This is a genomic window from Candidatus Pelagibacter sp. PS_16, assembly GCF_059417965.1.
In genome coordinates this window covers 1,278,210-1,292,874 of sequence record NZ_CM182074.1, presented here as the reverse complement: position 1 = coordinate 1,292,874, position 14,665 = coordinate 1,278,210, and the positions used below count along the sequence as shown (strand labels likewise).

15 protein-coding genes are annotated in these 14,665 nt (G+C 29.6%); 11 read left to right on the top strand and 4 right to left on the bottom strand.

What is annotated here, in order from left to right:
• Window positions 1-27: 27 nt before the first annotated feature.
• On the top strand, window positions 28-1,179 hold the full coding sequence (locus AC5SL0_RS06835) for an ABC transporter substrate-binding protein (protein WP_494618235.1): 1,152 nt from the start codon (window positions 28-30) through the stop codon (window positions 1,177-1,179).
• Here AC5SL0_RS06835 and rdgB read toward each other — a convergent pair.
• Entirely contained in the window at window positions 1,163-1,765 is a 603-nt protein-coding gene (gene rdgB, locus AC5SL0_RS06830; protein ID WP_494618233.1) for an RdgB/HAM1 family non-canonical purine NTP pyrophosphatase, read from the bottom strand. The genes AC5SL0_RS06835 and rdgB overlap by 17 nt on opposite strands.
• Before the next feature lie 36 nt (window positions 1,766-1,801).
• Between rdgB and AC5SL0_RS06825 the strand changes: the two genes are divergently transcribed.
• From AC5SL0_RS06825 to AC5SL0_RS06800, 6 genes are all read left to right on the top strand, one after another.
• The gene (locus AC5SL0_RS06825; RefSeq protein WP_494618232.1) at window positions 1,802-2,437 is read left to right on the top strand and encodes a nucleotide exchange factor GrpE; all 636 of its coding nucleotides are present in this window, start codon (window positions 1,802-1,804) and stop codon (window positions 2,435-2,437) included.
• Between the two features lie 62 nt (window positions 2,438-2,499).
• Entirely contained in the window at window positions 2,500-4,443 is a 1,944-nt protein-coding gene (gene dnaK / locus AC5SL0_RS06820; protein WP_006997539.1) for a molecular chaperone DnaK, read from the top strand.
• Between the two features lie 32 nt (window positions 4,444-4,475).
• On the top strand, window positions 4,476-5,606 hold the full coding sequence (gene dnaJ / locus AC5SL0_RS06815; RefSeq protein WP_494575091.1) for a molecular chaperone DnaJ: 1,131 nt from the start codon (window positions 4,476-4,478) through the stop codon (window positions 5,604-5,606).
• Between the two features lie 36 nt (window positions 5,607-5,642).
• Window positions 5,643-6,419 (top strand): 4-hydroxy-tetrahydrodipicolinate reductase, encoded by a 777-nt coding sequence (gene dapB, locus AC5SL0_RS06810; protein ID WP_494618230.1) that lies wholly within the window; start codon window positions 5,643-5,645, stop codon window positions 6,417-6,419.
• Window positions 6,419-7,072, top strand: coding sequence for an endonuclease III (gene nth, locus AC5SL0_RS06805; RefSeq protein WP_494618228.1), 654 nt, complete (start codon window positions 6,419-6,421; stop codon window positions 7,070-7,072). Before dapB ends, nth begins: the two co-directional genes overlap by 1 nt.
• 1 nt (window position 7,073) lies before the next feature.
• Window positions 7,074-8,003 (top strand): adenosine kinase, encoded by a 930-nt coding sequence (locus tag AC5SL0_RS06800; RefSeq protein ID WP_494618226.1) that lies wholly within the window; start codon window positions 7,074-7,076, stop codon window positions 8,001-8,003.
• 6 nt (window positions 8,004-8,009) lie between these two features.
• Here the strand turns inward: AC5SL0_RS06800 and AC5SL0_RS06795 are convergent, their stop codons facing one another.
• Window positions 8,010-8,591, bottom strand: a complete 582-nt coding sequence (locus AC5SL0_RS06795; protein ID WP_494618224.1) for a helix-turn-helix domain-containing protein — start codon at window positions 8,589-8,591, stop codon at window positions 8,010-8,012.
• Window positions 8,592-8,611: 20 nt separating this feature from the next.
• Here AC5SL0_RS06795 and AC5SL0_RS06790 point away from each other — a divergent pair, with 20 nt between their 5' ends.
• The gene (locus AC5SL0_RS06790; RefSeq protein ID WP_494618223.1) at window positions 8,612-9,100 is read left to right on the top strand and encodes a L,D-transpeptidase family protein; all 489 of its coding nucleotides are present in this window, start codon (window positions 8,612-8,614) and stop codon (window positions 9,098-9,100) included.
• On the opposite strand, the gene AC5SL0_RS06785 is transcribed toward AC5SL0_RS06790, so the two are convergent.
• Window positions 9,097-9,747 carry a YggS family pyridoxal phosphate-dependent enzyme gene (locus AC5SL0_RS06785; protein ID WP_494618221.1) on the bottom strand — a complete coding sequence of 217 codons (651 nt, stop codon included), beginning with the start codon at window positions 9,745-9,747 and terminating at the stop codon, window positions 9,097-9,099. The genes AC5SL0_RS06790 and AC5SL0_RS06785 overlap by 4 nt on opposite strands.
• Here AC5SL0_RS06785 and AC5SL0_RS06780 point away from each other — a divergent pair.
• Window positions 9,742-10,284, top strand: a complete 543-nt coding sequence (locus AC5SL0_RS06780; RefSeq protein ID WP_494618220.1) for a thiamine phosphate synthase — start codon at window positions 9,742-9,744, stop codon at window positions 10,282-10,284. The genes AC5SL0_RS06785 and AC5SL0_RS06780 overlap by 6 nt on opposite strands.
• A gap of 37 nt (window positions 10,285-10,321) precedes the next feature.
• Here AC5SL0_RS06780 and AC5SL0_RS06775 read toward each other — a convergent pair whose 3' ends face one another.
• On the bottom strand, window positions 10,322-11,311 hold the full coding sequence (locus tag AC5SL0_RS06775; protein WP_494618218.1) for a porin: 990 nt from the start codon (window positions 11,309-11,311) through the stop codon (window positions 10,322-10,324).
• Window positions 11,312-11,511: 200 nt separating this feature from the next.
• Here AC5SL0_RS06775 and AC5SL0_RS06770 point away from each other — a divergent pair, with 200 nt between their 5' ends.
• Both AC5SL0_RS06770 and leuS read left to right on the top strand, forming a co-directional pair.
• Window positions 11,512-12,099 carry a DUF3576 domain-containing protein gene (locus AC5SL0_RS06770; RefSeq protein WP_271616276.1) on the top strand — a complete coding sequence of 196 codons (588 nt, stop codon included), beginning with the start codon at window positions 11,512-11,514 and terminating at the stop codon, window positions 12,097-12,099.
• 30 nt (window positions 12,100-12,129) lie between these two features.
• Window positions 12,130-14,664, top strand: coding sequence for a leucine--tRNA ligase (gene leuS / locus AC5SL0_RS06765; protein ID WP_494618216.1), 2,535 nt, complete (start codon window positions 12,130-12,132; stop codon window positions 14,662-14,664).
• Window position 14,665: the final 1 nt, after the last annotated feature.

Below are 14,665 nucleotides of genomic sequence, written 5' to 3'. Positions count from 1 at the left end.
TATAATAGTTATAATAATAACATTAAAATGAACAAAATTATTAAAATTATACTTTTTTTAGCTTTTGGTTTCTCAATTACTCCAGTAGCACTCTTGGCAAATGAGAAAATTAGGATTGGTCTTCTTGTCCCTTTAACTGGAAAGAACTCTGAAATAGGACAATCTATAATTAAATCTACACGTCTTGCAATTAATACAATTAACAATGCATCAATTGAGATTATACCAAAAGATACGCAGTCAAACCCTGAGGTCACTTTAAAGGCAGCTAAAGAGTTGGCTAATTCAGGAATAAAAATTGTAATTGGTCCAGTTTTTAACGAAAGTCTAATTTACCTAAGTGAGTTAAGTGAATTAACATTCTTGGCTCTAACGAATAAGAATGATAATTTTTCCAAAAACATTATTAACGCTGGAATTAATGCAACTTCACAACTAAATGCAATTAAGAAGTTTATAGAATTAAACGAAATAAAAAAAACTATCTTTCTTACTCCAGATGTAGGTTTTAAAAATGAAATTGAAAAAGCTATTTCTAATTCTAAAATAAAAATATTAGAAAATTATATTTATAATACTGACCCGACTAAACTTACCAAACAAATTGAAAAAATTACACGTTATGAAATTAGAAAACAAAACCTTGAAGATGAAATAAATAGACTAGAGAAATCGGAACAAAGCAATAAAGAGCTCTTAATTGAAAGGTTAAAAAAGAGAGATACTCTTGGTAGTGTAAAATTTGATTCAGTGGTAATTTCTGATTTTGATGAAAGTTTAAAAAGCGTAACAACTTCCCTGCTTTATACGGATATAACTCCTAAAGAAAAATATTTTATTACTCTTAATCAATGGTTTGATGAGTCTCTTTTAAAAGAGACAAGCTCACAACCCTTGTATTTTCCCTCTGCAAATAAAGATAATTATGATGAATTTTCTAATGAATATTTTGAAAAATATAATCAGTACCCTAATCAATTATCATTTTTAAGTTATGACTTGGTTGGGCTTGTGTATTATTTAATTCTTCAAAACGAATCTGTTATTGATAAAAAAATGTTTACTAAAAAAACTTTGTTTAAAGGAAAGGTTGGAGTTTTTGAAATTAAAAACAATAAAATTAATCATATTTTAAATTTTTATAAAGCTGAAGATGGAGAATTTAAAAAAATTTTTTAATTTTTTTAAAAGCTTTAAATCTATGATCTATTTTATATTTCTGTGATGCTCTCATTTCACCAAATGTAATTTTTTTTCCAAAAGGTATGAAAATAGGATCATAACCAAAACCATTTTTACCTTTTATAACTGGTGAAATAAAACCCTCAACCTTTCCAATAGAATTTATTATTTCTTTATTTTTATTATAAATGGTTAAGGCACAAATAAACCTGGCCTTAATTTTTTTCTCTCGCCAATTTTTGTCTTTTTTATCTAACTCCTTAAAAACTCTATACATTGCTTTTTTAAAGTCGCCTTTTTTACCCCCCCATCTAGCTGAATAAATTCCAGGGTCTCCATCTAGAACATCTATTTCTAAACCTGAGTCATCAGATAGACATGTCATTTTTGATTTTTTAGAAAAAAATTTAGCTTTGATTAAGGAGTTTTCCTTAAATGTTTTGCCATTTTCAGGAGGGCTTTTTATTTTAAAGTCCTGTGGAGAGTATATTTCAACATTTTTAGGTAATAAATCCTTAATTTCTCTTAATTTTCCTTTATTATTAGTGCCTACCAACAATTTTATAATTTTATTCTTTAACATCTAGCAATTATCAAATTTCATACCATATAAGTTGTCATGGAAAAAGATCAAAACATTAATTCTGAAAACCAAAATGAAGAAATTAAAGAGAGTGAAGCTGAGGAGCAAAACCAAGTAGAACAAGAAATTTCAGCCGATAAAACAGAAGAGGTAAAAGAGGTTACGCCTGAAGAAAAAATTAAGGAGTTAGAAGATAAGCTTACTAGAACTTTTGCTGAAATGGAAAATCAAAGAAGAAGATTTGAAAAAGAAAAAGATGATGCTTTTGATTATGGTGGATTTTCTTTTGCAAAAGAAGCTTTAAATTTAATTGATAATCTTGAAAGGTCAAAACAAATTTTAGAAAGTGATGAAGTATTAAAAGATACTGAAGCTTTAAAAAAAACTTTAGAGCATTTTGAAATTATTAGTAAAGATATGGTGTCAATTTTTTCAAAAAATGGAATTACACCTGTTGTTTCTATTGGTAAAAAATTGGATCCCAATCAACATCAAGCTATGATGGAAATTGATGATGATCAAAAAGAACCTGGAACAATAGTTCAAGAAATTCAAAAAGGTTTTATGATGAAAGATAGACTTTTAAGACCAGCATTAGTCGGAGTTTCAAAAAAAACTAAAACTCTAGATGATCAAAAAAGCGAGGAAAATAAAGAAAATTCAGACAATTAATTATAATTGTAAGAACTTGTAGATTGAAAATTAACACTTATATGAAGGAAAGGGATTAAATTATGAGCAAAATTATAGGAATAGATTTAGGAACAACAAATTCATGCGTGTCTATCATGGAAGGAAGTCAGCCAAAAGTTTTAGAAAATGCTGAGGGTGCAAGAACAACTCCTTCGGTTGTAGCTTTTACTGAGGATGGGGAAAAACTTGTAGGTCAACCTGCAAAAAGACAAGCTGTAACTAACCCTGAAAATACTATTTTTGCTGTAAAAAGATTAATTGGAAGAAGTTTTGAAGACCCTACTGTAAAAAAAGATATTGCAGCTGCACCTTTTAAAATTGTGAATTCAGAAAAGGGAGATGCTTGGATTGAAGCTAAAGGGGAAAAATATTCACCCTCTCAAATTTCAGCTTTTATTCTTCAAAAGATGAAAGAAACAGCTGAAAAATATTTAGGCCAAGAAGTAACGAAAGCTGTAATTACAGTTCCTGCATATTTTAATGATGCTCAAAGACAAGCAACAAAAGATGCTGGTAAAATTGCTGGCCTTGAAGTTTTAAGAATTATTAATGAACCAACAGCTGCTTCTCTTGCTTACGGTTTAGATAAAAAACAAAATAAAAAAATTGCTGTTTATGACCTTGGTGGTGGAACTTTTGATGTCTCTATCCTTGAGTTGGGTGATGGTGTATTTGAAGTTAAATCTACAAATGGTGATACATTTTTAGGTGGTGAAGACTTTGACAATACAATCGTTGATTATTTAATTGGTGAATTTAAAAAAGATTCTGGAATTGATTTAAGATCAGATAAATTGGCTCTTCAAAGATTAAAAGAAGCTGCTGAAAAAGCAAAAATTGAATTATCTTCTGCAGAGCAAACAGACGTTAATTTACCTTTTATAACAGCTGATAAAACTGGTCCAAAACATATCAATCTAAAAATGACTAGAGCAAAATTAGAAGCTTTGGTTGAAGATTTAATCTCAAGAACATTACCTCCATGTAAAACTGCTCTTAAAGATGCAGGGCTTACTGCAAGTGAAATTGATGAAATTGTAATGGTTGGTGGAATGACAAGAATGCCTAAAGTTCTATCTGAAGTTAAAAACTTTTTTGGTAAAGAACCTAATAAAAGTGTAAACCCTGATGAAGTTGTTGCAATGGGTGCTGCAATCCAAGCTGGTGTTCTTCAAGGAGACGTTAAAGATGTGCTTCTTTTAGATGTAACACCTTTATCGCTTGGAATTGAAACATTAGGTGGGGTTTCAACAAAATTAATTGAAAAAAATACAACAATACCAACAAAAAAAAGCCAGGTATTTTCTACAGCTGATGACAATCAACCTGCTGTATCAATCAGAGTGCTTCAAGGTGAAAGGGAAATGGCATCTGACAATAAAATGTTAGGAAATTTTGAGCTAGTTGGAATTGCGCCTGCTCCAAGAGGAGTGCCTCAAATAGAAGTAACTTTTGATATTGATGCAAATGGAATTGTGAGTGTTTCTGCTAAAGATAAAGGAACTGGGAAAGAACAAAAAATTCAAATCCAGGCCTCAGGTGGCTTAAGTGATGAAGAGATTGAAAAAATGGTAAAAGATGCTGAAGCAAATAAAGAAGAGGATAAAAAGAAAAGAGAATCTGTTGATGTTAGAAATCAAGCAGACACTCTTTTACACTCTACTGAAAAAAATCTAAAAGAGCATGGTGCCAAAGTTTCTGATGCTGATAAAAAAGCAATTGAAGATGCCTCAACTGACTTAAAAGAAGCTATTAAAGGAACTGATACCGAAGAAATTAAAAAGAAAACTGAAACTTTAGTTCAAGCCTCTATGAAGTTAGGTGAAGCAATTTATAAATCTCAAGAGAAAAAAGAAGGCTCACCAAAAGAAGGTGATAAAAATGATGAAGGAAAAAAAGACGATAATGTAGTTGATGCTGACTTTGAAGAAGTTAAAGAGGAAAGCAAAGAAGGCAAAGAAGAAGATAAAGAAAAAAGCGCCTAAGACTTACAGCAACTATCATCTTAAAGTAACTTATGGCTAAAAGAGATTTTTATGACGTCTTAGGAGTTAGCAAAAGTGCAAGCCCTGAAGAATTAAAATCTGCTTACCGTAAATTAGCTGTAAAATATCACCCAGACAAAAACCCAGGTGATAAAGCCTCAGAAGATAAATTTAAAGAAGCCGGTGAAGCTTACGGCATCCTTTCAGATAAAGAAAAGAAACAAAACTACGATAACTTTGGCCACGCTGCTTTTGAGGGTGGTGGAGGCAGACAAGGAGGAGGCTTTGGTGGTGGTTTTGGTGGAGCTGATTTTTCAGATATATTTGAAGATTTTTTTGGAGATTTTGGCGGTGGACAATCAAGAGGAAGACGAAAAACTAATAATAGAGGTTCTGATCTTCGATATGATTTATCTATTACCCTCGAAGAAGCATATGAGGGTAAAAAACAAGATATAAAATTCTCAACTACAGAAAAATGTAATACTTGTAGAGGTAATGGCTCTAAACCTGGTCATTCTCCAGATAGATGTACGGTTTGTGGTGGAAATGGAAAAGTAAGATCTAACCAAGGTTTTTTTACAGTTCAACAAACTTGTCCTCAATGTGCAGGCTCTGGTGAAGAAATAACAAATCCATGTACAGATTGTAATGGTCAAGGAAACAAACAAGCCTCCAAAAAAATATCAGTTACGATACCTAAGGGTGTCGATGATGGAACTAGGATTAGATTAGCTGGAAAAGGTGAAGCAGGTTCTAAAGGTGGAGCAAGTGGTGATCTTTATCTATTTGTAAATGTTCATTCACATGATTTATTTAAAAGGTCTGATGAAAACTTATTCTTTGAATTTCCTATATCCATTGCTGATGCAGCTTTAGGAACCACAATAGAGATACCAACAATTGATGGTGGAAAAGCTAAAATTAAAATACCTGATGGAACTCAAAATGGAAAACAATTTAGGCTAAAAGGTAAAGGCATGCCTTATATGAGAGGTAGTGGAAATGGAGACCTTTATGTCCAAGTAAATACTGAAGTTCCTATTTCTTTAAATAAAGAACAAAAAGAGTTACTTGAAAAATTTAGAGAAATTGAAAATGAAAAGTCCAATCCAAGTATCAAACAATTCTTTCAAAAAGCAAAAAGTTTTTGGAAAAACTAAAGACTAATTAACTAAAAAAGGTTAATATTTTCCTAGATGAAAAAAATTAATTTAGCTATTTCTGGCTGTCTAGGAAGAATGGGTCAACAGCTTATTAAATCTTCAAAAAATAACAATAACTTTAAACTAACTGCTCTAACAGAAAATAAAGCTATCAGTAAAAAAATTGCTGGTATCAAGCTTGATGTAAACACCGAACAAGCTTTTAAAAAAACTGATGTAATAATAGATTTTACAGTCCCAAACTGTACTTTAGATATTTTAAAAATTGCATCTAAATTAAAAAAAAGAGTAGTAATTGGAACAACGGGATTTAATCAAAAAGAAGAGGCCTTGATTAAAAAATTTTCAAAAACCATTCCAATTTTAAAAGCTGGGAATATGAGCCTTGGTGTTAATTTATTAATGTATTTAACTGAAATTGCCTCAAAGTCACTAAATGAAGAATATTTAAGCAAGGTATTTGAAGTTCATCACAAACACAAAAAAGATTACCCATCAGGAACAGCCTTAATGCTGGGAAAAGGAATTGCAGATGGAAAAAATAAAAACCTTTATAACTTAATGGGTAAAAAATTTTTAAATAAAAAATCTTTTCCTTATGGAAAAAAAATTAATTTCAATTCAATTAGAAAAGGTGAAATTATTGGTGAACATGAGGTTACATTTTCTAGTGGAAAAGAAATAATAAAATTAAATCATGAAGCTTTTGATAGAGCACTTTATTCAGATGGAGCTCTAACTGCTGCAAAATGGTTGATTAATAAAAAACCAGGACTTTATTCGATGAGAGATTTATTGAACTTTAGATAATGGATGAAAAAGATAAAGCAAAAAAAATACTAAAAATTTTAAATAAACTTTATCCAACAACCCCTATCCCGCTAGATCATACTAGTAACTTTACTCTCTTAATGTCAGTTCTTTTATCAGCACAATGTACTGATCTAAATGTTAATAATGTAACTAAAAATATATATCCAAAATATAATAAGCCTGAGCATTTTGTAAAATTAGGAAAAAAACGAATAGAAAAATTGATTAAAAGTATTGGTCTCTTTCGAGTTAAGGCTAAAAGCATTTATTTAATGTCTAAACAGCTTCTTGAAAAACATGGGGGCAAAGTGCCTAAGAGCTTTGAAGAGCTCGAAAAACTGCCAGGTGTAGGCCATAAAACTGCAAGTGTGGTTATGTCTCAAGGTTTTGGGGTTCCAGCTTTTGCAGTTGATACCCACATCCATAGATTGGCTCAAAGATGGGGTTTAACAAATGGCAAAAATGTAATTCAAACTGAAAAAGATTTAAAAAGAATATTCCCAGAAGAAACATGGAGCAAATTGCATTTACAAATAATTTATTATGGAAGAGAATTTTGTAAGGCGAGGGAATGTTATGGTTTGACTTGTAAAATTTGCACGACTTGTTATCCTAATCGAAAAAAACCAGTTAAAATAAAAAAAGCTTAATATGAAAATACTAGGAATTGGTAATGCAATTGTTGACGTCATTTGTAAAGTTGATGACCAATATTTAATAAATAATCAATTAACAAAAAGCACCATGAAACTGGTTGACGAGACAGAATTCCAAAAACTTTTATCAACTCTTAAAATAAAACAAACTATATCTGGTGGGTCAGTTGCAAATTCTATTGTTGGCTTATCACAATTAGGAAATGATGTTGGGTTCATAGGCAAGGTTAATGATGATGATTTAGGAAAAAAATATGAAGAGGGTCTAACCAAAGAAAAAGTTCAATATTTTTATAATAAAAAAAAAGAAATCTCACCAACAGGGACTTGTTTAATCTTAATCACACCTGATGCAGAAAGAACTATGGTCACATTTTTAGGAATTGCTGGAAAAATTAACCAAAATGATATTAATAAAAAAGCTATACAAGAAAGTGAAATGATATTTTTAGAGGGATATTTGTGGGATAAGGGAGAACCAAAGTCGGCATTTGATAAAGCCATGTTATTCTCTAACACTAAAGCAATGTCCTTATCAGATCAATTTTGTGTCGAAAGACATAAAAGTGATTTTTTAGACTTAGTACAAAATAAACTTGATATTACTTTTGCTAACGAACAAGAAATCAAATCATTAATTGATGCTAAAAGCTTTGAAGATGTTATTGAATTTGGTAAACAACTAGGGAAACTTTTGATTGTTACACGTGGCAAAAAAGGAAGTATTGCTATTAAAAATCAAGAAATTGTAGAATGTCAAAGTAAACCAAATTTAAAAATTGTAGACTTAACAGGTGCTGGAGATCTATTTGCAGCTGGATTTCTTCATGGACTAATTAATAATATCTCAACAAAAGAATGTCTCGAAAAAGGAACTGAAATGTCTTCAAAGATAATCCAAAAAGTTGGTGCTAGACTAGATTGAGCTATTTTAGTCAATAAAATAACCATTTTTATGGCTTAATATAAATTGTTCGTCTTTAAATAAATCACTTATTTTTTTTCGCAATCTATAAACATGTGTTTCTACCGTATGAGTCTCCATGTCTGCTGAGTAATCCCATATATTTTTTTGTAAATCTGCAACACTGTGTTTAATTTTTTTATCATTTAAATATAAAATAATTTCAATTTCTTTCTCTGTTAACTTTAATTTTAAATTTCCTTTAGAAAAAAATTTAGAATTTAAATTTAATTCATAGCCCTTAATTGTAATCTTAGACTGTTGGTTAAATTTTAATTTGATTAATTTAATATTTATTAATTCTAATAATTTTTTAAATGATAAAGGCAAATCATTAATGTCTAAAAAATTTTTATCAGTTATATTAATATTTCTTAACAATTTATGACTAGTTTTTGAAATTACTAAATAATCTAATTTATTTAAATCAAGTTTCTTTTCTAAATCTTCATCATTTTTAAGATTTATAATTTTAAAAGATAAATTTTCTTTCATCTCATCTAAAATTTCATATAGTGAATTAAAGTTTATAATAAAAACATTTTGCATAATTATAATTAATATTACTTATGATAATTCATGTACCAAATAAAAACACTCTTATAATTGACGACTTTAAATTTAAATGCTGCATTGGAAAAGGTGGCATAAATTCTAATAAAAAAGAGGGTGATCATTCAACCCCAAAAGGGTCATTTAATTTAAGAAAATTATATTTTAGAAAAGATCGTGTTGGTATTCCAAAATGCAAAATCAATAAAAAAATTATTAAACAAGATATGGCTTGGTGTGATGACCCGAAACATAAAAAATATAATGAAGAAATTAATACAAGCAATAAAAAGCTTAAAGAAAATCTACACAGAAAAGATCATAAATATGATTATATAATTTCAATTAGTCACAATGAAAAAAAAACTCCAGGTAAAGGGAGTGCAGTATTTATTCATTTAACAGATGATTATAAACCAACAGCAGGATGTATTGCTTTAAAAAAGATAGATTTTGAAATTTTACTAAAACTAATTGATAAAAAAACTAAAATTAAAATAGGTTAATTTCTATTACCAAATATTTTTGAACCTACCCTGACATATGTTGCATTATTTTTAATTGCGTCTTGATAATCTCCTGACATGCCCATACTTAATTCTTTAAAATTTAATTCTTGGTTTATTTTATTCATCTCAGAAAAATATTTCTCAACATTGCCATCATTCGGCGGAATACACATTGTACCAATAATATCTAAATTCAAATTTTTACAAAAGTTAAAGAAATCACTTAATTTTTCTTTATTTATTCCTGACTTTTGTTGTTCATTTCCAATATTTACCTGTATAAATATTCTAGGTTTTTTTTCTTGTTTCACTTGTTCTTCTGCAATTTTAATTGCTAATTTTTCACTATCTACAGAGTGGATATAGTCAAATATTTGTATTGCAAATTTAACTTTGTTCGTTTGAAGTCTACCAATTAAATGAAGCTTAATGTTTTTATTTTGGTTTTTTATGTCAGTCCATTTATCTAGGGCTTCTTGAACCTTATTTTCTCCATAATGAAGATGGCCATGCTCTATTAATGGTAAAATATTTTCAATAGGAAAAGTTTTTGATACCGCTATAATTGTAGGTAATTTGTCATGATTTGCTTTTGATTTAATGCACTCTTCTATATAAATTAAATTTTTAACAGTGTTATGCATAATAAAATTTTAAATAGATATTACTTTATTAATAAATTTGACAAAAGTCACATAGATAAACAAGATAAAAAAACTACAATAATTTATAGAAATTATAATCAAAAAGTAGATGAAAAATTAATTATAAAAATTAAAAATTATTGTAAAAAAAAAGGTAATAAATTTTTATTAGCAAATAATATAAAGTTATCTGTTAAACTTAATTTGGACGGGGCTTATATCCCTTCATTTAATAAAAGTAATAAACACCTCTCATATTCTTTAACAAAAAAATTTATTATTTTAGGTTCTGCTCATAATATTTATGAGATTAACACTAAAAAATTACAAAATGTTAATACTATTTTTTTATCTTCAATTTTTAAAAAAAATAAAAATTACCTGGGTATTAACAGATTTAAACTATTATCTGTTTTAAATAAAAAACCATTTGTAGCTCTTGGTGGTATTAAAAAAGATAATTTGAAAAAATTAAGCTTAATTAATTGCTCAGGCTTTGCGGGTATTTCTTTTTTTGAACAAAAAAAAGGCCCCTAGAAAGGGGCCCTTTTAATAATTTGTGTTCTAAATTAAATTAGAATGCAAATGATGCAACTAGGTGCCACATACTTCTATCTTCAGTAGCAGTAGTTGTATGAGACATGTTGTCTGCATCACCCATCATAGCTGAAACAGTCATTCCACCAGCTGTGTATGAAGCTGTAATAGCTGATACTTTGATGTCTTCATCAGAAGTAGCATTTGGTAGAGCTATTTCTTCCTCACCGTAAGCTATAGAGATGTTTTCTGATACAGTGTAAGATACATTGTAAGATGTAACATCTTGGTCTACAGTAGTTACAGTTGACTCTCCATCATACTCAGTATCACTGTAACCTACAGAAATTGGTCCATAAGCATATGATAATTTCATAGTAGTTACATCAACTGATGCAGCAGCAGTAGAGTTATCCTCACCTTGTGCATAGTTTAATGATAAACCTTCAACACCTGCGTATGAAAGTCCAAAAGCAGTACTTGAATCTGCATTTGCACCTTGTGGCGTATATGAAGCTGTTACAGTTAAATCATCAACCATTGATGGTAATGTGTAAAAGATCATATTGTCTGAAGTTGCTGATGCTTTAGGGTCATCGGCTAAACTTATACCATAACCGTTATCCCAAAGATCACCTGCTGCAGTAGTATCCATTGCTGATTGAGCAGAAGATCCACCTTCACCATGGAACGCTAAAGTTCCAAGAGCGTCAGAGCTGATTGTTACTGAGTGACTATCAAATGGCGCACCATCGTTAGTTGACTTAGCTGTACCACCTGTAGTCGAGTCATCATTTTGGTCTAGTACGAAAGATAATGAAACATTTAATCCATTGTCTAATTCTCCAGAACCAGCAAACTCAAGTTGGTTTCCCATTGAGAATGCTTTTCCTGCGTTAGCAGCACCGCCGTCAACGTGTCTTACTTTCATGCTTGCTGAACCAGTAACTGCCATTTCGCCAGCAACTAATGATGTAGCAACAAGTGAACCAGCTAATGCTGTTAAACCTATTTTTTTTAAGTTCATATTTTTCCTTTGTTTGTTGTTATTTATACTTTGTTTTTTATTATTAATAATAAACACAGAATATGTATCAATTTAAGTCTAATTCATTAGATAAAATATACCTTTATCGTAAAAATTCTGATAAGTGTTGTATTTATACATCACTTTAAAAATGGCTATTTTCTTATATTTTTAGCATTTTTTAAAATATATTGTATAAAATGACCAAATTAACAATTAAATTATTTATGATTTCCTCTAAAAACTTAAAAATTATTTTTATTCTTTTTATTTCTTCTATTTTTTTAAATTCATGTGGTGGCAAACTTCCTGGGGCTGACGCAAGAAAATATGATCCAGATCCAAAAAAGAGAGTGGCAAAAAATTTAGAGGAAGGTCGGGGCTTTAGACTTTCAGAAACTTTTAGTAATTCTGGAGGTGGAGTTTTTGAATTTGCAAGCTCTAATGAATTGTGGAGATCTTCGCTAGATACGATCGATTTTATGCCCTTGGTGTCAGTGAACTATAGTGGTGGATTAATAATTACAGATTGGTATTCAACAGATCAAGCTTCAAATGAAAGCATTAAAATATCAATAAGATTTTTAACTAATGAAATAAGATCTGATGCACTAGATATTAAAGTTTTTAATAAAAAATGTTTACCTCAATTAAATTGCGTGATTTCAGAAAAAAAAGGGAATCTAGTTACTGAATTAAAAGAGAAAATTTTAAAAACAGCAGCGCTTTATGAGATACAAAAAAAAGCAAAGAATTCCAAAGAGTATAAAGGCAAACAAAAATATTAAGCTTTAAATTTAAAATAAAAATTAAATTTTGTGGATAGATATAATTTCAAAACAGTAGAAGATAAATGGCAGAAATATTGGGATCAAGAAAATACGTTTTCTTCTAAAATTGAAAAAACAAAAAAAAAGTTTTATTGTCTAGAAATGTTTCCTTACCCGTCTGGTAAAATCCATATGGGTCATGTTAGAAATTATACGATAGGTGACGTACTTGCCAGATTTAAAGCCCTACAAGGATATAATGTTCTACACCCTATGGGTTGGGACTCATTTGGAATGCCAGCTGAAAATGCAGCAAGACAAAATAATTTAGATCCAAAAACATGGACTGAGTCAAATATTAAAACCATGAGGTCTCAACTTAAAAAACTTGGGCTCTCGATTGACTGGAGTAAAGAAATATCAACCTGCTCACCTGAATACTACAAACATCAACAGGAATTCTTTTTAGAACTGTATGATAAAGGATTAGTCTATAGAAAAGAAAATTATGTTAACTGGGATCCAGTTGATCAAACAGTTCTTGCAAATGAACAGGTTGTAGATGGCAAAGGATGGAGGTCTGGCGCCACAGTGGAAAGAAAGAAACTAAATCAATGGTTTTTTAACATCTCAAAATTTTCTGAGGAACTCTTAGAAGGTCTAGATGATTTAAATAACTGGCCTAATAAAGTTAAGGTAATGCAAAAAAATTGGATTGGAAAATCCTTTGGTTGTGAAATAGAGTTTAAAATAGAAAGCAACAAACCTATTGATAATATAAAGTGTTATACAACAAGACCAGATACCTTATTTGGTTTTTCTTTTCTAGCTCTTTCAGTTGATCACCCTTTAGCTAAATATTATGAAACAGATAAAAAGTTTCAAGAATTTAAAAAGGAATGTTCTAAGACAGGTACTACAGAAGAATCTATTGCCTCTGCAGAAAAGCTTGGTTTTAAAACAGATCTGATTGCAATTAACCCACTGGATAAGAGTATTAAAGTTCCTGTTTATTTTGCAAATTTTGTATTGATGGATTATGGACTTGGTGCAGTTTTTGGTTGTCCAGCTCATGATCAAAGAGATTTAGATTTTGCAATAAAATATAACTTAGGAATTACACCTGTTGTTAAACCTGAAAAGGAAAATGATTTTAAGATAGATAAAGAAGCTTACACAGGCGAAGGCTATCTTTATAACTCTAAATTCCTTGATGGTCTAAAGGTTCCAAGTGAATCTATAGTTAAAACTATTGAGTTTCTTGAAAAGAATAATTTGGGGACAAAAAAAACTAATTATCGATTAAAAGATTGGGGTATATCAAGACAGAGGTATTGGGGTTGTCCCATTCCAATAGCTTATGATGAAAATGATCAACCTGTTAAAATTCCAAGAAATATGCTTCCAGTTAAACTTCCAGAAATTAAAAAATTAAATAATACAGGAAACCCTTTAGACTCTGAGGATAGCTGGAAATTTTTTATCTTAGATGGCAAAAAATATAGAAGAGAAACCGATACATTAGATACTTTTGTAGATTCTTCTTGGTATTTTTTAAGGTTTTGTTCACCAAATAATTTAGATCGTGGATTTACTCAAGAAGAGGCTAACTATTGGATGCCAGTTGACCAATATATCGGAGGTGTTGAACATGCCATTTTACATTTATTATACTCAAGGTTTTTTATGCAAGCACTCTCTTATAAAAATGATGATTTTAAATTAAAAGAACCATTTGATGGATTATTTACACAAGGAATGGTTTGTCACGAAACTTACAAAGACCAAAACAATAAATGGTTAAGTCCTGATGAGGTAATTTCAGAAGATGGTAAAAAATTTTTCAAAAAGGACAGCTCATCAGAGCAGGTGGTTGTTGGACCGACAGAGTCTATGTCAAAATCTAAAAAAAATACTATTGATCCAGAGAATATAATAAAAAATTATGGGGCAGACTCTGTTAGATTATTTATTTTATCAGACAGTCCTCCAGAAAAAGATGTGCAATGGTCTGATCAGGGAATGTTAGCGTCATTTAAATTTGTTCAAAAACTATGGACATTAAATTCTAAAATTTTAGATAAAATAAAAGATAATGACCAAGACGATGAAGGTAAAGATTTAACTAAATTTACTAATCAACTAATTAATAAAATAACCCAAAACCTAGAAAAATTTCATTATAACGTAATAGTTGCTAACCTTTATGAAATGTATAATTTTTTAATTAAAGAAATAGACAAACCTATAAAAAAAGAAATTTTAATTGATAACTATAAAAAAATTTTGATTCTAATGAATCCATTTATTCCCCATTTTTCAAATGAATGTTTAAGTACCATTAATGAAAATAAAATAAATTGGCCAAAAATTTCAAAGGTAGATTTGATAGAAGAAGATATTAACTTTGTTGTTCAGATAAATGGCAAAAAAAGAGCTGTTTTAAAAGTAAAAAGAGATGTGATTGAAAAAGAAATTTTAGAGATCGTAAAAACAAACCTGGAAATTAAAAAATTTTTAAAAGACCAAGTAATAAAAAAATCAATATTTGTACCCAACAGACTTATAAATATTATACTATAAG